The sequence below is a fragment of the Natrinema gari JCM 14663 genome, assembly GCF_000337175.1.
GTDB lineage: Archaea > Halobacteriota > Halobacteria > Halobacteriales > Natrialbaceae > Natrinema > Natrinema gari.
Genome location: NZ_AOIJ01000084.1, coordinates 14,708 through 37,350, shown reverse-complemented (window position 1 = coordinate 37,350; position 22,643 = coordinate 14,708). Strand labels below are relative to the sequence as shown.

The following is a 22,643-nucleotide window of genomic DNA, read 5'->3' as shown; positions in this document are numbered from 1 at the left end:
CACCTCGGGCGTCGCCGACCGAACGTCGAACGCCGGGCTCTCGATGGGCTGGACGATACTGCACACGTCGGCGTGGAGCGAGTAGGGGAGGCGAGCNCCTCGGGCGTCGCCGACCGAACGTCGAACGCCGGGCTCTCGATGGGCTGGACGATACTGCACACGTCGGCGTGGAGCGAGTAGGGGAGGCGAGCAACACGCCGGCGGTCAGCCGTCACGACGGGGTCGATGGGGATGTCGTACGTCTCGAGGAGGAGGTCGTTCAACACCTCGCGACTCTGCTCGTCGTACCGGTGAGCCGGGTCGGTATCCAGCAGGTAGACGTGGACGCCCTGCCCGCTGTACACCACCATCGTCTCCTCGGCACCGAAATCGTCCTCGAAGATGTCGCGCACCTCGAACCCGTACTCGATGGCTTGGTCGACGTCTTCGAAGGCGTACGGATACCCGGTTGGCTCGGCGTCGAGGATGCCGGCGGCGTCAAGAAGCGCCTCGTCGTCCCGGTCGTCGATGTTGTCCGAGACAACATCCGCGGCTCGTTCGCGAGCGATCTCCTTGGCATCGATATCGACGAGGAGGACCCACGGCCGCTCCCAGTGGTCGAGTGCGTAGTAGACGGCATCGGGGCGTGGATCCGGTTGCTCCAAGACTTCTGGGTCAGCGAGTGCGAATTCGCTTCGGCCCAGCGGGTCGTTCCGTGCGGGATGGCGAACGAACTCAACGACGTCCTCAAAGCTGTTGAACTCCGCCGTCGTCCGATCGCCTGATGGATTCGTTTGCCACGTATCCCGCCGGATGAAGTCCTTGTCCGGCACCTCATCGTTGCGCACCGGATGGTCCTCGCGGAAGGCGACAGCGTACTGTTTCGGACCGGTCCCCGTGATGAACTCCGGCAGGTCGTCGACATAGCGGGGAAATTCCTCAGCGTAGTAGGCATAGATCTCCTCACGCGTTGCCTGTCGCCACGTCATGACTCGAGTCCCTCTTTGAGGTTTTTGAACCCCCGAACGGTGGTCAGCCCGTCAGCACTGAGTTCCTCGACAGCGTCTCTAATGTTCGCGAACGACCGCGCCGACCGCCCACTGACAGGCTCGTCGATCCTGTCGGCGTCGGCCAACGCGTCGAGCACGCCGATGGCTGTCTCCCGAGTGTTGAACGCCCAAACTGCGTCGCCGTCCACGGCGCTGAGCTTGTCGTAATCCTCGACCGGAGCGTGCCTGTTGTTACTCGCGAGCTCCGCTTCACCAGCCCAGACCAGATTGCCCTCATCGTCGAACCCGGCTACATCCAGCACCGTTCCATCGTCGTATTCGTAGTACGGTTCGACGCGAACGACGTCGTCCTGCTGCTGGAGCCACAATTCGAGGAGTCGGACGCCAACCTTGTGCGGGGTTTTCTCGCCGAGGTCACCCTCGCCGGGACCGGCGTTCAGTTCCCTGCCCAGGAGGTCACGCCCGGCCGGAAGCACGGTGTAGTACTTGCGCCCAGCGGCGGATCCCTCGTCCAATAGCTCCTGTTCCGTGAGCCGCTCCAGATGGAGATCCTCGTAGTCGTCTCGCAGCTGGCGCATACTCTTCAAGAGCGTGTACTCGTCGTCGTCCCTGTTCATCACGTCAAGGACTCGGCTCAGGAATCGGACATCGTCGCGACTGAGCCCGCGTTCTCGAAGCTCGTCATCGGGAACGGGTACACCGCTGTCCTGAACGGGCGTTGATCCGTTCGCCGGTTGCGCTGCTTGGTCGGGAGCTGGGTCACCATCGCTAGCAGCGGGTTCCCCGAACAACGAACTGATCTCCCCGTGGTCTCCACCTGACTCGCTGTCCGTCTCGGGTTGAGTCGTCGACGTCGACCCGTCCTCGCTCGTCGCTTGGCTGATGAACGCGGACTGGGTCGGATCGCTCCCCGTCTCTCCATCAGCCGACGAGACCGCCGGGTCGGCTCCTGAACTTCCCCAGCCCGTCTCCTCCGGGGCAGGGCTCGATTCAGTCGTCGCTGTCAGCCCGTACTGGGCCGCTGTGCGCTCAACCATCCGTGGCCGGGACACGGACTCGAAATGGTCTTCCTGCGGCTCTGTGAGCGGCTGGTCGCTTTCTGGATGCCCCGGCGCGATGGGGAGCGGCTTCAGCGAGAACGGCGGTGGGCCAGTTTCCCCGAACGAGGGGCTCGGGAGCTGGGCGATCCACTCACCGCTCGGGAGCGTGTTGATCCGGTTGCGGAGTTCGGTCGGGCTGAGGTCCTCGTGGGCGAGCGACTCCGCGAGGTCGCGCTCGATCGAGATGTTCCCGATGAGCTTGGTCTTGATGTTGTTCAGCACCTCATCGTAGGCCCGTTCGTTCCGATTCCGCACCTGCTCGGGGAACTGCATCACGAGCCCCATACTCAGGCCGAACGACCGGCCCTGCGGTAGTAGCTGCTCGGAGACGAGCTTCGTCGACGCGACCGGTGCGGCCTCCTCGATGATGAGGTTGGTGAGCTTCTCGTAGTCGGTCTGGCCGTCGCGTCGGCGCACCTGGACGGCGTCCCAGAGGTTACTCAACAGGAGCAGGGTGATCGCTCGCTGGGCCTCCGGACGGAGGTCGCCGAGGTCGAAGATGATGGTCGTGTCTTCATCGAGGAACTCGCGGAAGTCGAAGCGGTTGTCGACGTACTCGCCGGCGTCGTTCTGCTCGGGAACGTGGCTGAAAATCTGCCGGAGATGGGCGTCTTCTTTGAGCTTGTCGAGGCGGTTTCCGACCGCGTCCATCGACACCTGGAACTGGTGGTTGTCCTTCGCAAAGTGGCGCGTCAGCGACTCCTCGATGTTCTGGTTGTCCGCCGAGACCGGAGGGATCGTCTGCTCGCGTTGCATCCGGAGGGAGGCGGCGAAGAGGTCGTCTAGGCCGAACACGTCGCTTCCGTACTCCTCGTCGAACAGCGCCTTGATGAGATAGCTGAGGATCTCGTTCGCGACGAACGCCTGCCCGTACTGCTCGCGTCCCATAATCATCCGGAGGATATCGTGGAAGTGGTCGACCTTGTCCTGAATCGCGTCCTCCCGGTTGCGACCGGCCTCGAGTGCGGGGCGGATGTCGAAGAACGAGAACGCGGGAATCGTCTCGGGGACGCGGAAGTGGTAGACGTCGTCCAGGCCACCGAACCGCTCGTAGTGGCAGCGCAGGTAGTTCTCGCACATCCCGTCACCCTTCGGATCGACGAGGACGACAGGGCCACCGGTCGACTCGCGCAGGGAGAGCGCGTCGTTGATGATGGCCTTCGATTTCCCGCCACCAGTCGACGCGAACCGCCCGTAGTGCGTCGGCAACAGGTCGGACGGGATTTGGATCGGATCCGGTCGCGGCTCCCCGTTATCGTCGAGGGCGTACCCGATCTCCATCCCGTCCTGGAACTGCTGGATCAGGTCGGGATTCGGCCACGGGAGCGGATTGCGGCTCTGCTGTTCGGCCCGAGTCCCCCGTGTTCCCTCAACGGTCAACTGTTCGGAGGAAGGGACAAGGACGAAGTTCGCGAGCTCCGTCCCGCTGAGGACCAGCTCAGGCCGGGCCTTCCCCCGTCCCGTCGTCAGCTCTCGATTGAGCAGACGCTGGAGCGCGGCCCCTGCGTTCTTCTCCTTCGTTTTCTCACGAAAACCACTCTCCCGGAGCCGTTGTCCCTCCACCTCGTAGAACGGCCCATCGAGCGTATCGAACACCGGGAGGAGCGAATCCATGCGAGCATCGAGATCCTCGCGAGAGCCATCAGCAGGCACGCCGACGGCGCGGATGTTGGCTGTGAACGACCGTTTGGCGTTCTTCGCGTCGATGTACTCGATCCGTTTCTCGACGGATTCACTGAGTTGTCGTTCGTCCTGGTCGCTCCGATGGTCCTCGACCTCAAGGAACGACCCGACGACCTCTTGGAAGAACGTATCGCGGCCGTCGACGAGGTCTTCTTTCCGCACTTCCGCGTCGGACTGCCAGCTGCTGCGTCGCTGGAAGACGACTTGGAACGCAGTCGGTGCTGTCGCCTCCATCAAGTGGTCGATGAGCGTCGCGAGCGCGGCACCGGGTTGGTCGACCGAGGAGAGATTCCCGTCTGACTCGTCCGCTGTGAACGGCGTCAGCGACGTCATCCAATCCTGCTTCCGAGACGCGGACCCACACCACTGGACACCGAGCGGGGAGACGGTGTCCTCGGTTGGCCGTGCCAGGACCGTCCCCCTCGGCGTCATCGTCGGCTTCTCGATCGATGGCTGCTGCTCATCCTCAGGGAGTGTCTCGGGGGAGGCAAGTTCGAGAACGGAGTCGCCGACGACAACGTGATGCTCGGGAGCTGTGGCGGATACCGTGCCGCCGTCGACGACCGGGTCCGTATCGGCTGCGTCGGCGTCAGCCGGCTCTTCGTCGACGTGCTCGTACTGCTCCCCTGGACCAAACTCGTACTGAAGCCGCCCGGCTTCGTAGTGGTCGACGAACTCTTCTGGTGTCAACTCGACCGGCTGAATGAGACGGTCGGCGACGTCGACATCGACGCGTTCGATATCGAACGTTGACGGGTAGATCGAGCGGAGCCGCTTTTCGACTGTATCGAGGTGAGCATCGGCGCCGTAGAAGAATTCAACCGGCTCATCCGGTCCATTACTGATCGCGAGAAACTCGAACCGAGGTGGTGTCTCACTGTTGAGCGGGTTCAGCTTTGCTCCGAGGCCTGACGACCCCGGCGTAGTCAGTTTGTGGAGGCTGTCGAGGACGCGGGGGATGCTCTCGGCATCGAGTTGCTCGGAGGTCGGGGTGACGCGCAGGTAGTCAGCCATCGTCGCTCCCCTCCGTTGACCCGCCGTCTGGCTCGGCTGCGACGGCGTCGGATTCATCTTCGGTAGTGTTCGTTTCGTTCGTTCCGTTCGTTACTTGCTCTTCGAGCTCCGCTTGGAATTCCTCCATCTCGCTATCGGCAGCGCTGTCGCCGGCGCCGGGGAGCGAGGACCGAACTTGGGAGGTCGGGTCGAAGTCGATGACCTGCTTCTCCTTGGGCATCGCTTTGACCTGGATGCCGCGCCACTCGCCGTCGACCCCCACCAAGGCCTCGGAGAACCCGGCGTCCTCGTTGCCGGGCACCGCATCCTGGACGAACCGCATCTGCGCGTAGTTCAGGCCGAACTCGTCGGCCCACTCCTCGTCCATCCCGTCGAGGCGGTGGAACTGCTTGACGGCACACTGATCGAGAATCGCCTCGGATTCGGCGTGCTCGAAGAACTCGTCGACGGTCTGTGTGACCAGCCGGATCGAGAGGTCGTGGTGGCGGTGGTGCCGGAAGACAGTCTCGAGGAACGCCAGGCTCGCGGCGTCCTGCATAATGTAGCGCGCCTCGTCGATGTAGAACACGACCTCCTTGTCCGAGACCTTCGCTCGCTCGTACACCAGCGAGATGAGGAGCTGCATCGTCAGCGCCGTGCTGCTGTCGACGCTCCCTTCCTGCTGGGCGAGATCGAGGTAGATGACCTTCTCGTCCCGGATGTCGAAATCGGATTCCTGCCCGAGATTCGCGTGGCGACCGTCGTCCTCGAAGGGGCGGAGCTGATCGAGCAGCCACGTTGCGTCCTCCTTGATCTTCCCGGCTTCCTCGTCGGACCGCACGACGAACTCCTCGGGGTCGTCGACCATATCCTCGAAGACGTCCATCATATCGCGGATGGTCGGGCTTGGGTTGCTGTGCGTGGAGATGTCGTCCGTAATGTCCTGACGCTTGTAGGCACGCTTGAGCCCGAGTTCGAGCGTCGTCCGCCGGTCGCCCAGCGAGATCCCACGGAGCGCGAAGAAGTTCGTGAGGAAGCTCATCGCGTCGTCGAGCTTCTCGTTGAACGGACTCGCGTCCTCACCCATCGCCCGCTGNGCGAAGAAGTTCGTGAGGAAGCTCATCGCGTCGTCGAGCTTCTCGTTGAACGGACTCGCGTCCTCACCCATCGCCCGCTGGACGTGCTCCGGCGTCTCCCGGATCTCCAGCGGGTTCAGACCGAGCGTCCCGCCGACCGTGATCCGTTTGGCGTCGAGTGCTTCCGAGACACCAGCCCAGTTGTTCAGCGGTTCAAGGATGATGCCGATGCGGTCCTTGCTCTGTTCGATGGATCGGATGAAGTTCTGTTTGGAACTGAACGACTTCCCCGAGCCCGTGTCGCCGACGGTGAACATCGCGTACCCGTTGTCTCGGGCGAACGGGTCGATGACCACCGGGCTCTGGTTGTCCTTGTGAATCCCGAACTCGACGCCGCCCTCCTCGAGGATCGTCGCGTTGTGCGGCGAGGAGAGTAATGCGCCGACAGCCCCGCCGAGCGCGATTGACGTGCGGCCGAATTCGTTGTCGCCGATGGGCGCGGCGGACTGAAGGGCGAGGTCCTGCCGACAGATTGCAGTCTTCGGCGTGAGGTTCGCCGGGTCGTCACGAAGCGCACTCTTGACCTTCTGGACGGCGTCTCTGAGGTCGTCTTTCTCGTCGGCCCGAACGGTGATGAACATCCCCTGGTCGAAAACGCTCGCGCCGTTCTCGACAGCTGTGTACGTCGCTGCGGCCTCGTTGGCCCGCTCCTGAAGGTAGGCACTCCGGACGCTCTGTTCGAGGTCGGCATCCACCTGAAGATCGTCAGCGATGTCCTGTAGTTCGTTCCGGGCCCGCTCCTGATTCTTTGGCGTGATGTGGGCCGTCAGGTCGAACTGTACGTCGGTCATCTCGAAGAGGTCGCTGAGGTAGCCGTCGTTGGGGTAGTCCGGGTAGTCGGCGATGTACAGCGTCGTCGTCCACTGCTCGCCGACTCGTGCGGCTCGCGTTTCCCACTCGGCGGCAGCCGGCGCGGTCACCGTCTTGTGTGACTCGGCGATGTCGTCGAGGAGCTGACGTTCGGCCTCGCCCTGTTCGAGTGTCTCCTCGTTGAGGACATCCGAGAACTCGACTTCTTCAGTGTCGTCCTCGGTGTACCAGTCCCAGAGGAGTTTCCCACCGATACCGAGCAGGACGACGAGGAGGAGATAGAGCGCTGCGCCCTCCGTAGAGGTCGGACTGGAGAGCCATCTGACGAGCTGGCTGCCCACGCCGCCCCCTGCTTGAAGGACCGCGCTACGCATCGAACGCATCCTCCCGGCGCGACTGGCCGATGATCGGTTGTTCGCGAACGACACGCTCTGCCTCGTCGTAATCGTGTTCGCGACCGTTCCAGAAGTCCATATTCAGGACGAACAACTCGACCGTGCTGAGCCGGCGTGCAGACCAGCCCGACGCCTGCTGGATGAACTCGGATCGTACGTCGTTCACCCGACTGTCGAGCTTCTCGAACATCTGAGCGCGACGTTCGACGTCAGTGAGGTCCTCGCGACGGGTGACGAACGGGTTGAACAGGAAGCCGATGACGGGGAACTGCGTCAGCTTCTCGGCGGGCGTGCCCTCGTCGCGGAAGCGGTCGTAGACCTCTAACGGACTGACCTGGACGCCGATGTAGTATCGCACCTGCTGGATGCCGCGCTCCCGCATCTCCTTCGGTCGGGTCTCCCGGTACTCCTCGAGGAGTTCCTTGAAGATCGGGTTCTCCGTGACGTCTTCGTCGTTGAGGCGGTCTTCGATGTTCTCCGTAATCTGTTCGACCGGGAACGAGCGGGTCGTCGCGTGGAGTTTGAGCTTCGAGTCCAGCTCTTTGTTGGCGAAGTCCTCGCCAGCGTCTTGGAGTTGGGCCCAGTCGTCGGACATCGCGAAATCCATGTTGTCGGGGTCGATCTCGATGAACGCCTCCATCGTCCCGTCGTCCCGCTGAATGGCTCCTGCGCCCGGCCACGCCCGCTCGATATTCGTGAGGTCCTGTGTTCGCTCGTCCGGCTTGAATGGCGTGTAGTTCGCTAGGCCGCCCTCGTTGCGCTCTGTTTCGTTGGTGCTCCCGTCGGCGTCTTCGGGAGCACTGAAGGTGATTTGCGGCCGCTTGACGTACCGATAGACGTCCTTGGTCCACGTCCACGCATTCAGGTGATCGGGAGAGACGTAGACGATGGCGACGCCGAAGCCGAAGCCGCCGGCGACGAACGGAAGCGCAAGCGATTCGATGCCCGTGAGGCCGGCGATGAACAGGCCGACGATCGGGAAGGCGATCAGGACGCCCACGTCGCCCTCCTCGATGTTGAGGTAGGGGATACGACTCTCCTCACCGAACTGGTCCATGATGCGCCGTGCGGCTGCGTCTTGATCTATCGACATGGGTTGTTAGTAGCTTCCAGGGTCGTTCTCGGTCCGCCGGTAGGACGGCGTCCCGTTGTCTTCGTCACCGTTCGTCCCTCGAGCTGCTGCTTTCTGGGCGACCGCGTGCCCTGCGGCGGCCTTGGGCCCCCATCGGGCTGCGGTCGTCGCGACGCCAGCCCCACCAACGTAGGCCCCGGCAGCCACGCCGCCGATGAGAGCCGCACCCTTCGTGGCGCCACCCAGAACCTTCGCTGTCAGTGGGGTTGCGTACTTGAACGTCTTCCAAGTCAGATACAGCGCAATCAGGGGGAGTGACGCTGCGACCAAGTAGCGTAAAAATGGGCTACTCGGGGCGATAGCGTTCTGCGAGTACAGTAGATCGTATCCTTTGAAAACCACCGCTGCCGGCAGAGGCAGGACGGCTAATGGCACGAATCGCTTGCTGAATCCCATCGCGATATCGGAGAGAACCGGAATATTGCCATATGCAAGAGCGAACGCAATCGGCATTCCGTACACGTAGACGTAGAGTAGAACCTCTCGAATGTAGTAGAGAGCCTCCAAGGCCCACATCGAAAGACCACCGATCAGGGCGAAGACGAGCGAAAGTCCGGGGTTCGTAAGGGAGACTTCGAGGAAGTTTAGCATCGCCTCTCCCAAAGAACTCAGACTCGGCATCAGGGCGACGGTGAACCCATCAACGATGTAGAGGCCGAGGATACTCACCCAGTACCAGGTGATGATTAGGAACGCGCCGACCCACGCGGTTTTCTTGGTGCGCCTGGCCTCGTATGCACTACCGATATTGAAGATTCGAACCGTGTGTCGGCCTTGGACGCACATCACGAGGAGAAGAAGTGAGATCAACATGATCTCACCCCCGACTAGTGCATCCTGAATTGCAGGCCAAGGTGCATTTTGGGGTTCACCGAAGACGAACGCTCCGTTGGTATCTGGTGTCGGTGTTCCGAACATCTCCTCAGTGAGGGTCTCGTAGCCAGAGCGGAGACCGTCCATGAAGAGGCCGACAAACCAATCGACGACCTCTTTGAACCCTTCCAGTACGACGTCGATTAGATCAACCATGATTAGGCCTCACTGATGGCAATATCACAGCTATCTGAGTCCTGAGAAGCTGAATACTGGATGCTGTACGTTTTCGTAATGCGATCCCCACCCACCCGTGTTTCCAAGATCAGCTCGAACTCGCCAGTCTTCGCCTCGTCCGAGCAGGAAGTTCCTGCTCCAGGCACGAAGGCAAATGGCGAGCGCGAACTGTAAATCGTGACTTGGGCCCCTGGAGCGATTGTGACCTGTTCGACCTCCGAATCTGATTCAGGGTCGTAGATCCCGCTCACATCTTCATCGTCTGCGTAGTTCGTACCCTCCTCGTCAGAGGGGTAGGGAACATCACCGATGAAGAGTAGTTTCGTTACTGCATCAGGTCCACTTCCCCGATTTGCGACGGTAACAAAGGCCTCCTCTTCGATCTTGTCTTCTGGTCCATCCCACATTTCCTCGGGTTGGTTTCTGCCAATTCCCATCTCGACGATTTCTAAGTTCGGCTGGACAGAGAGCGAACTCTCACCAACCGTCTCCTCACCGTTGAGAGCAACAACCTCGTACTCGCCGGGTGCGTAGCTCGTTCCGAGTTCGAAGGAAACCTGTTGTGACCCCGCAGCGACTTCCCGCTGACCGAACAGCTCCCCATTCGGCTGAATGAGGTTGATCTGGTCGAACTCTGAGTCGGCGGCGAACTCGACGACGAGTGCTGTTCCATCGACGGTAACCTGCTGGAATACTCCCGACCCATCTGCGGGGCTCTCGCTCCCATTCGGAGTGGTGCTTCCGTTACTGTCCAGGCACCCGGCCACACTCGCGAGCGCGGCGCCGGCGACTGTTCGGAGGGCGGTCCGTCTGCTGAGGTGGTGATTGTCTCGAGTCATGGATTGTTCTGGAAGATGTCTTCGGGGCCGAGCATTCGCAGGAGCCGCTTCCCGGCGTAGAACATCACGAAGAAGGGGAGAAGTTGCCATCCGACCTCGACGAAGAGGGCAAACCAGCCCTCGATCGTTCCGAGTGGATGCCAGCGGGCCGTCGCCGTATCACTCACGTAAGCGGGATTGTGGCCAAGCCACGACCCAGGGTGATACCGGGCGGTATAGATTCCTGGCTGCTCCACAGTCACGATTGCGACGCCAGACGCGTTCGTTTCGACCCGCTGGTCCGCGATGGTGATGTATCCGTTCCGGGCCCCACCACCGATCGGATACCGGCGACCGCCTCCGCCGAGTCCAATCGGAGTCCCCGTTTGGTTATCTCGAAGCTCGATACGGAGCGTCGCCTGTGACTGGTTTTGCTGGATCACCTCGACGGAGAGGTTACTGCGCCGAAGCTGTCGCTCAGAACCGGCATCAGGGGCGACGATAGAGGCGTTCACACCACGGACGATGCCTGCAACGTGGAGATCCTCACGGTCGACTGTCTCGGCGCGGACGGCGAGACCATACGTCGTCGTGTAGGTCTGGTTGACGATCTCGATGTTGATGTTCTCGCCGAGGGTTCCTACTGGCGACGGACGGTCCGTCCCCCAGGTATCGATGATCTCGGGACCATCACGGACTGGCTCAGCACGGGGCCCGATCCGGGAGGGATACGCGTGGACGTAGACGGGGATCGCATCGGACTCGACGGTCGAGCTCCCCGTCCGGCTGGACTGTACGAGCGTATCCCAGTTCGTGTTCCGTGCGGTGTAGAACCGCCAGACACCGCGAACGCGAGCACTCCCGTTTTCGGTTAGCGTGTAGCCCTGCCAGGGACGGGACTGGAAGATCGCCACCCCGGCATCGCCGTTCGGGTATTCGGCGTAGTAGGGGTACGCCGTAAGATCGTAGATCTCGACATCGATTGAGTCCGTGACGTTGAGCGACTCGGTCTGGTACGTGACATCGACATCCGTCTCATCACCTCGGTCGATCCGGACGGTCTTCTTCAACCGAACGTCTATCTCTGCTTCGAGGGTGAGATTCGTACTCCAGTCGTCCTCGATCTGGTACTCCAACGCGGGGGTGTGCGAGCCCTCCTGCTCGACGATGGTGGTCCCATCGTTGATGAGCCGGACCTCGTCGACCTCGTGGCTCGTCAGTGACCACTCGACCGTCCGATTGCCGGACGAACTCCCATTCGGAACACGGACACGGTAGTCGACGAACCCACGCATCGTTCCGTTCGGCGCGATGTAGAGCGGGGTTTCACCCGACTCTAGGTGGCCTCGCGTCGATGGTTGGACGGCGAATATCGTGGCGTGTGCATCTTCGATGTAGACGCCGTCCTCCAGCGAGGCGTGTGGTGGGTGAATGGAGGTGTCCGACCCGCCTGCGTTCAGATCCTCGAAGTCGTTCCGTGTCCACGTCGCCGCGGTCGCTGGTGGGCGCTTGAACGTGATGTCCGTCCCGTTCGCGAGTTGTTGCATCGCGGTCCGAGACTCGCCGTACCGCTCTTGGTACTCCTCTTGGCTGATGTAGTCGTCCGCGTCGCGAGACCACAGCGTCGCCGATTCGTTCTCTGTGAGCCCGTTGGCCTCCGTTCCTGGCCGTGGTGGAGTAGCCGTGACGATACCCGTGACTACACTCGTCACGCACAGCGCGGCCACGATTATGGAGAGCTCTCGACGTTCCATAGGGCTCACAGCGGGGGTGGGAGCGGTTTACCAGGGGACGAGGTCGACACACTGGGCCAGCGGGAGGCCCATCATCGAACCGGCGACGGTGTACAGCGGGCCGAGCACCACAAGGACGACCGCGGACTTCATCGCGGAGCGTTTGTGGCGCTTGAGGCCCTTCTTCTGTTCGGGATTGAGGGTGAACATCTCGATGAGGGAGTCAGCTTGCCAGACGATGGCGAGGCCGACGATCCCCAGCGCGGTGGTGAGCTGGAAAAATCCCTCAATCATACTCGGGAGGTTATCCGCGCTGCAGACCGCGTTGGTCTGTGCGGCAGCGGGTTGAACGGCGAACAGGCTCAGGAGGACAATCGTAACTGCAGCTTGCCTGGGAAGCCTGCTTCCAGACGACGATTCTGTTTCGGAGCTACGCTCAGGGTCGGAGGGAGTACTATCCTGTGTCATAGCGGGTTAGTCGTTGGACGCTTCCCCAGCCGGTGAGCAGCCCCGTGGCTCCTCAACGAGCGACTGGAGATCATCGAAGCGGTTCGTCTCCTCTGCGATCTCTTCGAGCGTGTAGCCCTGTTCGCGGGCCCGGTCGAGGAGGTCGCGGAGTTCATCGGGATCAACACCGCGGACGTCCATTTCCTCGCGGAGGGCACGACGATAGAGGGCAGAGGCGTTGATGTGGTCGTTCCACATCAGGTACAGGTCATCGATTTCCTCGATGGTGACTGACCGTGTAATCATACGTGCGGGTATGGGTATGCACCGGCTGAATCCCGGTACATGTTGACACGGTAGCTGGAAAGCTAGTAAATACTTTCTGGCCACCACGGGCGCAATAATCTAAAGTAAATTATAATCGATAGACTCGTTCACTACGGATAATAGAGTTAACCAACATAAGCGGATGTTGCGAACAGAATGTTGGTTAAGGTTGCTGCGAAATTCTACTCGATTTCGACGACGTCCCCACTACCTTCGTCGAGGATTTCACGCACCTCGGCCAAGAGTTCCTGACCCTCGTCGTGTAGCCGCGTACCCTCCTCGAGGTCACAGTCGTCGGCATCGAGTTGCTCGATTATCTCCTCGACGCGGCTCAGGCGGTCGTGGATCGCTGAATCGTTTGCCACGCTTAGATCACCCCCAGCCACAGCGCAGTGATGACCAACAGCAGCAACAGCAACACACCAATGGCGGCTTTGTAGTAGATCGGCGGAAGACCCTCAGGAGCGGCCCCCTCGCCGACTGCTTCGGCGAGCTCCAGTCCGTGTTCGTGTTCCTGCTGGAACGTTTCGTACGCGGCCTCAAGCTGTTGCTCCAGCGGCTCGATCTCGCTCGCGAGGAACTCTTCACGCGAATTCGCGGTATACTCGCCGGCGGCTGTCGGCGTGATCGTCGTAACATCCGCCACCTGATCCGCGATGAGTCGGTCATCGGTGTGTCCAATCGCGGTGACCACCGGGGTATTCGCGGTGAAGATCGCCTCCGCGACCCGCTTGGTGTTGAAGGCTTGGAGGTTCGAATCGCTCCCGCCCCCACGGCCGACGATGATCGCGTCGACGTCCTCGGAGCGGTCCAGATGGTGGATGCCGTTCGCGATGGATGTCGGCGCGTCCGACCCTTGGACGGTTGCGTCTTTCACCAGGATGTCGACGGTGGGGTCCTGCTCGTGAATCGCGTTCTGGATGTCGTACCGGGCGTCTCCACGGAGAGACGTGACGACGCCAACCCGCTCCGGGAACGACGGTGGCTGCTGTTTCTGCTCATCGTCGAACCAACCACGTTCTTCGAGTTCGCTTCGCAGTCGCTCGACCGCGGCCGCTTGGTCGCCGTCACCGACGACGATCACCCCCCACGGTTTCAGGTCGATTTTCCCACCTTCGACCCAGTAGTCGATATCGCCCTCAAGGATGACTTCGGTCCCGTCCTCGAGGTCGGCGTCCATCTCCCGGTAACGGTTCGCCCAGATCATACAGGGGAGCTCGGCGTCACCGTCGGAGAGCGTAAAGTAAAGCGCCGTGCTGTTCTGGTGGAGGTCGGTGACTTCGCCGATACAGCGGACGCCGTTGAGGGCAGGCGTGTCCTGGACGACCGACGCAATTCGGTCGTTCAGCTGTGACACGCTGAGAACCTCTTTCGCGTCGGGTTCCACCGCCTGCCGTTCCGTATCCGGTGCGTCCGCCATCTCCGTTTCCTAACTTCTGAACAGGAACCTCAAAAAGCTACGTTCGAGTGCGGGGTTGGCTGCGTTACGCAGGCCTACAGGTCGCGGGGCTGGACCGTCTTCCGATCGTTGGCCTCGGCACGCTCTGCGGCGTCGTCGAGCAGTTCGGCGACCTCTTCGTTGAGGGCGTCGTAGAAATCCGCCGAGACGTTGTGGTCCGAAAGTGCGTCCTTCACGGCTGCTTTGACGATTAGGTCAGACATTCCATCGCGGACTTCTCTTGTCCACTATATAAAGGTTCGAAGTTCTCACGCACGATTCTCCCCCCATAGTATCGAATATTCGTCTTTGAGCACCAGAGAGAACATATGCCACCCCTCAAAAATAGGGAACAGACGGATGCACGATCTAACTGGGTTCCAGCGGGATATCTTGTACGTGATCGCCGGGCTCGAGGAACCACACGGGCTCGCAGTAAAGGCTGAACTCGACGACTACTATGAACAGGAGATCAACCACGGTCGGCTCTATCCGAATCTCGACGACCTCGTGGAGAAAGGACTCCTCAAGAAAGGCGAGCTCGACAAGCGGACCAATCTGTACTCGCTAACGCAACGAGGCTCCCGCGAAATTGAGGCACGTCGAGAGTGGGAAGAAGAATATATCGAGTCTACAGAAGAAGTCGCTACGCCGACCTAGATGCCATTTATCGCACAGTCCTCTACAGACGAGCAGGGAGGGACAGTTCTTCCTGAAGAGGTAGAGGATGGTACTGACGTCGTGTGTCCAGCCTGTGGCGGAACGATGCGACCCCGGGGCCCATTTGATGATGGCCGCGCCCGTCATTTCTATCACGTTACTGCGGGCTCAGGGGATTCGACGGCCAATTGCTCCGGAGGAGAGTCGGATCCACATCGAAAGATGAAATCCCTCGCAGTTTCGGCGTTGCGGCAGCGGTTTGACCAATATGTCCGTTGCGGACCCGAGGTCACCGTCGACGTCCCCAATACGCCGACGCTTACTGATTCTCGCCGGGCAGATGCCCTCGTCGAATTTCCCACTGGTGACGCAAACGACTACCTTGGTCGTGGATTGATCGTTGAGGTTCAATACGCAAACGAGGACAAAGACCTCGACGCGGTCACGCACGACTATCTCTCGGCCGGATATAGCGTCTACTGGGCCAGCCCTGAGGATTTTACGAACGACCGATTCCGTATTGAGGAGATGGTCGTCGCATTCGACAAACGGGCTGACACCGCCTTCGCAGCTTCGTGGGCAGACCCTCCAGAGGTCGATCCACCTGAGGATTACCTAGAGCGGTTCGTTAACGCTGAATCCCTAACTTTCTCCGACCCGAATCCGGACTGTAACCATACCTGGAAATACGGAGGGAGTGACCTCCACGACCGGGATTTCTGTAAACACTGTCGGCTTGAGCGCTGGAAAGAGAGAACTATTGAGGCCTATATCTATGATGAGTCAACAATCAAAACGAACTCCGATCTTGCTGACAGAGCTGCTCAAGCGGCGTTTGAACAGCGAGAAAAGGAGAAGAAGAAAGAAGACCATCAACACGTCTGGGAACCGCGCGGAGAGAACCGCTATCGGTGCCGGTGTGGGGCCCGTCTCAAAGAGCACAACGGAGAGGAGATCATCTCAAATGATCCGTTCGAGGACTTCTCTGAGATGACGACCACAGACCCCCAGTACTGCGACCACATTTGGGAACGTGAGGACGGGTGCATGAAGTGTATCTCCTGCGGACTCGAGGACTCGCTCTAACCAGTTCCGTCTTGGACTCTACGGCTGGGAATGATTATTTGCTTACCGAGATATTCGTTGCTGATATGCCCTTCCGCGGTCGTCGTGACGGTCGCCCGGTCGTCCCCGCCATAGTCGACGATGGAGAAGCCGTCACCTGTCCGGTATGCGGCGGGACGATGTACCCGCGATCGGCGCCAGGCAAGTCTCGACACTTCTACCACGTATCAGACGACGCCGGCCAGCGTTGCTCGAATGGCGGCGAGTCAGAGACCCACGAACGCGCAGTCGCCCGTGTTGAGGTCGCTCTGCACCAGCAATTCGGAGAAAACGCCCGCATCGAGACGGAGGTGGACGTCGACGTGGCCGAGGTGCCGACACCTGTGACCGAACGCCGGGCGGATGCACTCGCGACCTTTGACGATTGGAACCCTTACTTCGGGGAAGGGCTCGCCGTTGAGGTACAGCACAATCACGAAGACAAGGACGTCCATCAGGTGACGCATGACTACTTGGCCGCTGGGTACTCGGTCGTCTGGATACGCGCGGCAACAGTCCTTCTCGATACGTTCAACTACGATACGATCGGTGCCGAATTTGAGCAAGACGACAGTTCTGGATACGCCCAACGAACGAGCAAAGCTAGCCGATTTACGAACTGCCAAGCGCTCCTCTACGACGGCGAACATGCGTGGGAGCGCGTGCCGCCCTATGCCCATCCCCGCGGACAGGAAGACCTGATTACGTACGATATCTGTACTGCCCAGGGTTGCGAGCTACGCCGGCTTCACGAACCCGACGGCAGTTACACCTACACCGCGAGCGACGAGCACGGACCCGACTTTCCCCTGAAAGCGCTCAAGAACGCGATTGTCCGTGAGTACGACCGAGACCCGTTCTGGAAGTGGGCAGGAAGCCAGTACCATTCCGCACAGGTGGAGAAACTGCTTGCGACACGACCTGAGATAGAGCGCTGTCGGGGACCGAAGGGGTTTCACGAATGGGGGCGGCGAGAAACACTCTGGACGAACCATTCCGACCAGCCATTAATCGAACTCCGCGAGTGTATGTACTGTCCCGTTCGGTTAGTGACGAACCATCGAGGGCGGTCAGGACACAGTACATTCTGTCTCTACGGTCGAGAGCCTAATCTCGATTGGGACGACGTGTATTTCCAAGCCAGCCCTCCCGAGTGCGATCACTATCTATACGACGAGGATGTGATCGAGGATTACTGCCCCAAGTGCGGTGCGACGATGGAATCCTCAAATACAACTCTCCGCGATCACACTAGCTGGATCCCGCCGTAATCATCCCATCAACGGAAGAATCCAGTCAAAGCTTGATTGAATCTCGCCTCACTACCGAATCCGAGAATATCGATAGCTGTCTTTGATTCGGCGATGGTGATACCTTCCGTGAGAGGATGCTGCCATCAGTCCTTGATAGATTCTCTTAGGAACGTTGTAGTATTGATAGACTCGGCCACCGTGGAATTCGATCTCAAGGGTGTTCGAACTCTGATCGTAGCCGACACTTTTCAGGTTACTCGACGAAACGGGTGTCCGGTTCATAGCTGTGGGATGTAGCGGGCCACCGTGTTCCTGATGCGAGCAAGCAGGCCACGTTGTTTGGACGGTGATTCATCACGCCCCGGGCCATCCTCGGCCTCGGCTGGCTCTTTCTCGACGACAGCATCGATACCCAGTTCTGTGACAACCCCCGTCTCGACCGTCGATGGCGTTGTCCGATACAGTCCAGATTTCGCTATTGGGACGCCACGATCACCGGCAGCTGTGAACGCCCCATTACAGAACTGGCAATCGGGAGCAGCCTCTGCGTCGCTCACAAGACGGTCTGAAGTTGCGCTGTACGTACCAGTTCGGAACCCATGCCGGTCGGCGAGGAGTCCCGTGAGGAACCGGTGCAGCGCAAACGTCAATCGTTGTACCGGTTCCTGATTGATCGTGATGACCGACGGTTGCTCTCCGGCAACGAGTTCGAGTCCGTACTCGAGATTGTCTTCGTCTTCGCCTTCGGCATCAATTCGATCTTCGTTAATCGCGTCCATGCAGTCTAGACACGCCCGGTTCGCGCCGGATACCTGGAAGCTGGTCGCGATGCTTCGGAGTCCAGCGTCATCGTCAACGTCGATATCCGTGCCCGCGTTGAACAGTGGCCGAAGGTACTGCTGGGCGGCCTCCGACACGAATCGACGTGACGTGGCGGTATCGGTGCCGGTGACAATTACGTCTGCAGCGACGACCTGTTCCAGCGCTCTCGGAGCCTGTACTTCCTCGTGGATGCCGTGATAGTAGATCGACGGATCAATATCGGAGACAACGCGGCCCAAGACCTCCGCCTTGGGCGTTCCACATCCGTCGATGGCCTCGGCCCACGCAGCTGGGACGACACCATCCTCGTCGGGCGTCCGCTCGGGATCACCAGCATCGGCTGGGCGTGCACCGACGATTCGCGAGCGGTTGGATTCCTCCACGACGTCGGGGTCAACGACCGTGATCGCGCCAACGCCGAGGTGAGCCAGCGTCTGAACAATCGGTGCACCAAGTCCACCGGCACCGACCACGGCGACGTGAGCGTCGCGCAACCGAGCGTTACCGCCGTCACCGTGGAGCAACGCCTGCCGGTCGCGCATCTCGGCGCCGCCGTTTGAAACTGGGGGGAGTCGTGAATCCGTCGTCCGAATCCGCTCCAATTCGCGGTCGTGGATGACAACAAGTTCATCAATCGGCGACGCAGCGGCCGTGATCGGCTCATGTCGGATCGTCGGGACGTCAGAGAGCCACGCCCGACCGGTCAGACCCCCTTGGCCAAAGATGAGGCTTCCATGTGGGCCAGTAGTTCGACCGGTCAGTGACGCCATATGGGCCGGTTCGTTCTCGTCGTCAGTACCGGAGTAGCACGGCTGGCTCGAGCGGGGATGGCTATGGCACATCAGGAGGGTCATGTCGTCGAGATGCCGATGGTCTGTTTCGCTCGCCCGCATCATCGACCGGATTGTCGTGTGGTCGAACTGGACGATACCGGTCGTCTGATCGAGATATTCGTCCCGATCCAGCAGGTGAACCTCACGAATGAGATACTCGAACACCCGCTGCCCACGATGAGTGTACTCCTGCGTTCCGGCTACGAGATAGGCGGCATGCTCTTTCGGACACTTCTGCTCCGGACGCACAAGATGCTCGCGCAGCCGCTGGTAGTCGGCGCCTCGGATCCGTACCCGTATCCGGTCAGCGACCGGCCACTCGTGCTCAGGGTCGTCTAGCACGGAGCGAAGCCAGTGAGATACTCGCGACTGACTCCCCGTCGCTCGCTCTCGGCTGCCATCAGTCTCATGTCCTTGCATAGATGTAATGTGGGAGGGTTGATCGCCAGCGGGAGGGCTCGCGTCAGTCACCCTGTCGGAGTCGTCCGTTCGCGACGGTCTCCAGATACCACTCGAGATCGGTCTCGTAGGGTTCCCACTCGATACCGTCCAGTTTGTTGATGTGCCAGGAAAGAGCCAACCAGCCCCGGACTTGGTCGTCGCGAGATTTCCGAAGCTGGCCACCTCCTTCGAGCCGGAGATCCTCGTCGACGTAGACCCAGTCCGGAGCCTTCTGGGGGTAGTTCTCGTGGACGCGGATCATCACGTCCGTCGTGTCCGTATTGTAGGCATCCGACGGGATCTGGTAGTCCCGAACGATGACGTGGACGAACTGCGCCTCGGCCTCGGTATCGACATCGACCTCGTGGTTTTCTCGAAGAACTTCGATGTCCGCTGCGAGCACATCGTCGAGCTGGGTGCTCCCGTAGGCAGTGTCAACGGGAATCGCGTCGAAGACGTTCTCTTCGGCGAGGTTGATGTCGCTGTCTTTGGAGACTCGTTCGTCCTCGTCGGGCGGGTAGAGGACGTACTGGTTGGGATCGTACTCGAACTTGCGTAGCAGTTCGATCGGCTCGATGTGCTGCTGGTCGAGTACTTTTGTTTCCCCACTGACGGTCACCTCGTAGCCGTCAGTCTCCTCGTCGTCCTCATCCTCGTCACCTTCATCAGCATCTTCGAGCGCCTCATCAAGGCCGTCCTCGACCTCTTCGATGGCCTCTTCGAGTGCTTCGAGTTCCTCGGCGTAGCTAACATCGAACCCAGCCGCATCTTGGAGGGTGTCGATATTGTCTTGTGCTGACTGAATGTAGTCGGCCGCCCGATGGAGCGCGTCGTAACGGGATTGATCCTCGTCGGTATCTTGAGCCTCGTCGATGGCGTCCTCTGCGGCTTCGAGTGCTGCACGGAGGTCGTCAGCCGTCTCTTCGTCGAGAGACTCGAGCTGATCGCCCAGTCCTCGGTAGCGGTCTTGGGCATGCTGGGTTGCTTCCTCGAGATCATTTGGTTGCATGCGCTTTCGCCTAACAGCGTTATCCCCTTAAGCACCACGCGGTCTCCAACATCAGTAACGGCATTAAGCGCACAATCCGCACCAAACGCATAAACCACAGAATCCCCAACAGCGAGACATGCACCCCAGTGAACGAGTCCATATCGCGCCGCTCGGGTTCGAGCGCGATCGTGTCGTCGAAGCCGCGAAGCAATTGAAAGCTGATCGATTGATCCTCCTTGAATGGGGTGAGGGGGAACGGCCGCCATTTATCGAGGAGCTGTATGAGGATATCGAGACAGCCGGGATTGACCGAGAGATCCGATCCTGCAACATTTTCGATCTGTATGAAGTTGTCCGGGTGACGGCACGAGAAATCCAACAGAACCCAGACGATGACGTGTTCGTGAACATTGCAACCGGGAGTAAAATATCCGCAATCGGCGGGATGATCGCGTGTATGGTGACCGACGCGGTGCCGTATTACGTCGAGCCAGAACGATATGGTGAAAAAGACGCTCACCGGGTCAAACCTGTTTCACACGGGGTGAAGAACATCAAGGAACTGCCGGCGTACCCAATAGATGCCCCCGAGACACAGCTTATCTACATAATGGAGTACATTTACCGAAATGGTCCAGTCACGAAGAAGGAGCTCATCGAATTCGGCCAAGGGAACGGTAAACCAATTCAAGCAGAAACACCACCGGAGGGATTGCCCTTCATTACGGATTATGAGGCTGATTCGGATCGAGCCCGCTACCGATTACTCGAAACGCATGTATTAGAACCACTGACAGAGAAAGGGTTCATACAAACCAAAGAGGTGGGGCGAAGAACCGACGTAGATCTGACCGAGGAAGGGGAAAATACACTTTCTGCGTTCAGACACCTCATTGAAACGTGACCGATTCGCTTAGCCGTCTACCGAATCGATCTCTTCCAGAGCTTCTGTAGCGACATCACCCAACTCGCCAGCTTCGATATGCGAATATCGTTCTCGTACCATCTCCTCTGAATTGTCGAGATACCGGGCCGCCACCGTGTACCCAAACGCGCGGACAAGCACCTCGCCCATACCACGTCGACCACCGTGTGGTGCAAGATAATCGTGTTTCGGATGGTCGATGTCAATCTCTGCGGTCTCCGAGAGACGTTGAAGAATCGACCGTCCGCCGTCCGTCGTGATCGACGGCGGCCGAACGTCCTTATCGAGCGCCAGCAGGAGGTCGCGGGCGTATTCGTTTCGGCACTCAGTAATCGCTTCTGGGCGTTCCCCTCGTTCGGATAGCTCTTCCTCGACGAGCCCTGCAAGCGTCCGTTGGTCGAATGTCGGAAACACCGGCCAGCGCTCCGTGGGTGGATCCAGCAGCTGGCGGTAGCTCCGGAGCGGCGAGATCACCGGGTCGGGTAGACTGGCGGCGTCCCACTGCTGTTTCTTCCGGTAGACGTCCATACTCCCGTCGTCAAGTGAGAGGTCCTCCCAGCGGACGCCGCGCCGGCGCGGGTCATTCGGATCCCGGAGCAATTCTCCGACGCGGACGGCAGTGTACGCGAGGACGAACACCAGCGCCCGGTCACGAGTCGCCTTCAGCGCCGCGTAGCGCGCTCGCTGTTTGTCGAGGAGATCTACATCCTCCGGGAGCATCGTGTACGCCTCGACGGCGTCACGGGCCCGTTCGTCGACGTAGCGGGTGAAGGCGTGGCGCTGTTCGGACGTCCAGGCCTGCTGGTCGCCGGGCTTGCGGCCGTCGTCCTCCGGGAGCGGCGCCATCGCACTCGCCCGCTGCGCGTAATGCGCTTCGAGATATCCCTCGTTGACGCACCAGCCACACCACGCAGAGATATAGCGGTAATAGGTTTGTACCGTGTTCTGCTTGAGTCCCCGATCTCCACCGAGATGCCGGGCGTACTCCCGGAACACGCGTTCGTCGAGATCGTCGAAGGTCGGCTCCCGGTCGACGTCGTCGGGGACAATCCCGGTCCAGTCGTCGTCGCCGCGGTCGCCGGCGGTCCACTCGGCGAATCGCTCCAGCTCGCGTGCAGCGTTTCGTCGATAGTTCCCGCCGTCGCCTCCGCGTCCTTTCCCCTTGTCCTGGAGGTAGCGCTCGAAGCTGTCGTCGAGCGGCGTCGAAAGCGCTCGATCAGGCATCCACCGGCCCTCCACCGTCCTGCGGGACCGGTCTCGGGTCCTCTACCCCTGGGGAAGCGCCGTCATGAGGCGGTTGCAGCATTCGTGCTTCACCGACGGCGTCGGGGTACTTCAAAGTGGTCGTGATTATTGGCATAATCAGGACCACTTGCTCTATTCGGCCCATCGGGAGAATTCGAGGGTTTGGAGTCTCTTAGCGTCGGAATTCCGCACTACAGGAAATCATATATCGTATATCGCTATACAAAATGTCGACCCGTGGAGTTGAGACTACGGCGGGTTTAGCGGGCCTGTGATGCGTGTATTTGGACGAATCATCGAGCGGAAACCGCTCCAGAA

The 22,643-nt window shown here is 60.3% G+C and carries 20 protein-coding genes and 1 pseudogene; 5 read left to right on the top strand and 16 right to left on the bottom strand.

Annotation, left to right across the window (positions count from 1 at the left end; translation table 11 throughout):
• Window positions 1-92: 92 nt before the first annotated feature.
• The 12 genes and pseudogenes from C486_RS17910 to C486_RS17855 all read right to left on the bottom strand — a co-directional run.
• Window positions 93-968, bottom strand: a pseudogene (locus C486_RS17910) (DNA primase); the annotation flags it as partial.
• The gene (locus C486_RS17905) at window positions 965-4,786 is read right to left on the bottom strand and encodes an ATP-binding protein (protein WP_049910692.1); all 3,822 of its coding nucleotides are present in this window, start codon (window positions 4,784-4,786) and stop codon (window positions 965-967) included. The pseudogene C486_RS17910 and the gene C486_RS17905, both read right to left, overlap by 4 nt.
• Window positions 4,779-7,094: a VirB4 family type IV secretion system protein gene (locus C486_RS17900; protein WP_193787482.1), complete on the bottom strand. Its 2,316-nt coding sequence runs from the start codon at window positions 7,092-7,094 to the stop codon at window positions 4,779-4,781. Before C486_RS17900 ends, C486_RS17905 begins: the two co-directional genes overlap by 8 nt.
• A complete protein-coding gene (locus C486_RS17895; RefSeq protein WP_008458703.1) occupies window positions 7,078-8,199 on the bottom strand; it encodes a hypothetical protein in 1,122 nt (373 codons plus the stop codon). Before C486_RS17895 ends, C486_RS17900 begins: the two co-directional genes overlap by 17 nt.
• Window positions 8,200-8,205: 6 nt before the next feature.
• Complete coding sequence (locus tag C486_RS17890) at window positions 8,206-9,267, bottom strand: hypothetical protein (protein WP_008458701.1); 1,062 nt, start codon at window positions 9,265-9,267, stop codon at window positions 8,206-8,208.
• Between the two features lie 2 nt (window positions 9,268-9,269).
• Window positions 9,270-10,127, bottom strand: a complete 858-nt coding sequence (locus C486_RS17885; RefSeq protein ID WP_008458700.1) for a hypothetical protein — start codon at window positions 10,125-10,127, stop codon at window positions 9,270-9,272.
• Window positions 10,124-11,860, bottom strand: a complete 1,737-nt coding sequence (locus tag C486_RS17880; protein ID WP_049910690.1) for a hypothetical protein — start codon at window positions 11,858-11,860, stop codon at window positions 10,124-10,126. Before C486_RS17880 ends, C486_RS17885 begins: the two co-directional genes overlap by 4 nt.
• A gap of 27 nt (window positions 11,861-11,887) precedes the next feature.
• The gene (locus C486_RS22700; RefSeq protein WP_008458696.1) at window positions 11,888-12,307 is read right to left on the bottom strand and encodes a hypothetical protein; all 420 of its coding nucleotides are present in this window, start codon (window positions 12,305-12,307) and stop codon (window positions 11,888-11,890) included.
• Window positions 12,308-12,313: 6 nt separating this feature from the next.
• Window positions 12,314-12,592 (bottom strand): hypothetical protein, encoded by a 279-nt coding sequence (locus tag C486_RS17870; RefSeq protein WP_008458695.1) that lies wholly within the window; start codon window positions 12,590-12,592, stop codon window positions 12,314-12,316.
• A gap of 203 nt (window positions 12,593-12,795) precedes the next feature.
• Window positions 12,796-12,978: an exodeoxyribonuclease VII small subunit gene (gene xseB / locus C486_RS17865; protein ID WP_008458693.1), complete on the bottom strand. Its 183-nt coding sequence runs from the start codon at window positions 12,976-12,978 to the stop codon at window positions 12,796-12,798.
• Between the two features lie 2 nt (window positions 12,979-12,980).
• Window positions 12,981-14,033: an exodeoxyribonuclease VII large subunit gene (xseA, locus tag C486_RS17860; RefSeq protein ID WP_008458690.1), complete on the bottom strand. Its 1,053-nt coding sequence runs from the start codon at window positions 14,031-14,033 to the stop codon at window positions 12,981-12,983.
• A gap of 74 nt (window positions 14,034-14,107) precedes the next feature.
• The gene (locus C486_RS17855) at window positions 14,108-14,275 is read right to left on the bottom strand and encodes a DNA-binding protein (RefSeq protein ID WP_004048632.1); all 168 of its coding nucleotides are present in this window, start codon (window positions 14,273-14,275) and stop codon (window positions 14,108-14,110) included.
• 136 nt (window positions 14,276-14,411) lie between these two features.
• Here C486_RS17855 and C486_RS17850 point away from each other — a divergent pair, with 136 nt between their 5' ends.
• From C486_RS17850 to C486_RS17840, 3 genes are all read left to right on the top strand, one after another.
• On the top strand, window positions 14,412-14,711 hold the full coding sequence (locus tag C486_RS17850) for a helix-turn-helix transcriptional regulator (protein ID WP_008458689.1): 300 nt from the start codon (window positions 14,412-14,414) through the stop codon (window positions 14,709-14,711).
• Window positions 14,712-14,933: 222 nt separating this feature from the next.
• A complete protein-coding gene (locus C486_RS17845) occupies window positions 14,934-15,797 on the top strand; it encodes a hypothetical protein (protein WP_008458688.1) in 864 nt (287 codons plus the stop codon).
• Window positions 15,798-15,862: 65 nt separating this feature from the next.
• The gene (locus tag C486_RS17840; protein WP_049910689.1) at window positions 15,863-17,086 is read left to right on the top strand and encodes a hypothetical protein; all 1,224 of its coding nucleotides are present in this window, start codon (window positions 15,863-15,865) and stop codon (window positions 17,084-17,086) included.
• Between the two features lie 51 nt (window positions 17,087-17,137).
• On the opposite strand, the gene C486_RS20630 is transcribed toward C486_RS17840, so the two are convergent.
• A complete protein-coding gene (locus tag C486_RS20630) occupies window positions 17,138-17,350 on the bottom strand; it encodes a KTSC domain-containing protein (RefSeq protein WP_008458684.1) in 213 nt (70 codons plus the stop codon).
• On the bottom strand, window positions 17,347-18,432 hold the full coding sequence (locus C486_RS21440) for a HesA/MoeB/ThiF family protein (RefSeq protein WP_160164308.1): 1,086 nt from the start codon (window positions 18,430-18,432) through the stop codon (window positions 17,347-17,349). Before C486_RS21440 ends, C486_RS20630 begins: the two co-directional genes overlap by 4 nt.
• 369 nt (window positions 18,433-18,801) lie before the next feature.
• On the opposite strand from C486_RS21440, the gene C486_RS21435 reads away from it, so the two are divergent.
• Window positions 18,802-19,062 carry a hypothetical protein gene (locus tag C486_RS21435; RefSeq protein WP_160164307.1) on the top strand — a complete coding sequence of 87 codons (261 nt, stop codon included), beginning with the start codon at window positions 18,802-18,804 and terminating at the stop codon, window positions 19,060-19,062.
• A 124-nt stretch (window positions 19,063-19,186) separates the two neighbouring features.
• Here C486_RS21435 and C486_RS17830 read toward each other — a convergent pair whose 3' ends face one another.
• Window positions 19,187-20,173, bottom strand: a complete 987-nt coding sequence (locus C486_RS17830) for an E2/UBC family protein (protein ID WP_008458681.1) — start codon at window positions 20,171-20,173, stop codon at window positions 19,187-19,189.
• Window positions 20,174-20,291: 118 nt separating this feature from the next.
• Here C486_RS17830 and C486_RS17825 point away from each other — a divergent pair, with 118 nt between their 5' ends.
• Window positions 20,292-21,059, top strand: coding sequence for an HFX_2341 family transcriptional regulator domain-containing protein (locus C486_RS17825; RefSeq protein WP_152419198.1), 768 nt, complete (start codon window positions 20,292-20,294; stop codon window positions 21,057-21,059).
• 9 nt (window positions 21,060-21,068) lie between these two features.
• Here C486_RS17825 and C486_RS17820 read toward each other — a convergent pair whose 3' ends face one another.
• Window positions 21,069-22,304 carry a tyrosine-type recombinase/integrase gene (locus C486_RS17820; protein ID WP_008458677.1) on the bottom strand — a complete coding sequence of 412 codons (1,236 nt, stop codon included), beginning with the start codon at window positions 22,302-22,304 and terminating at the stop codon, window positions 21,069-21,071.
• Window positions 22,305-22,643 lie beyond the last annotated feature (339 nt).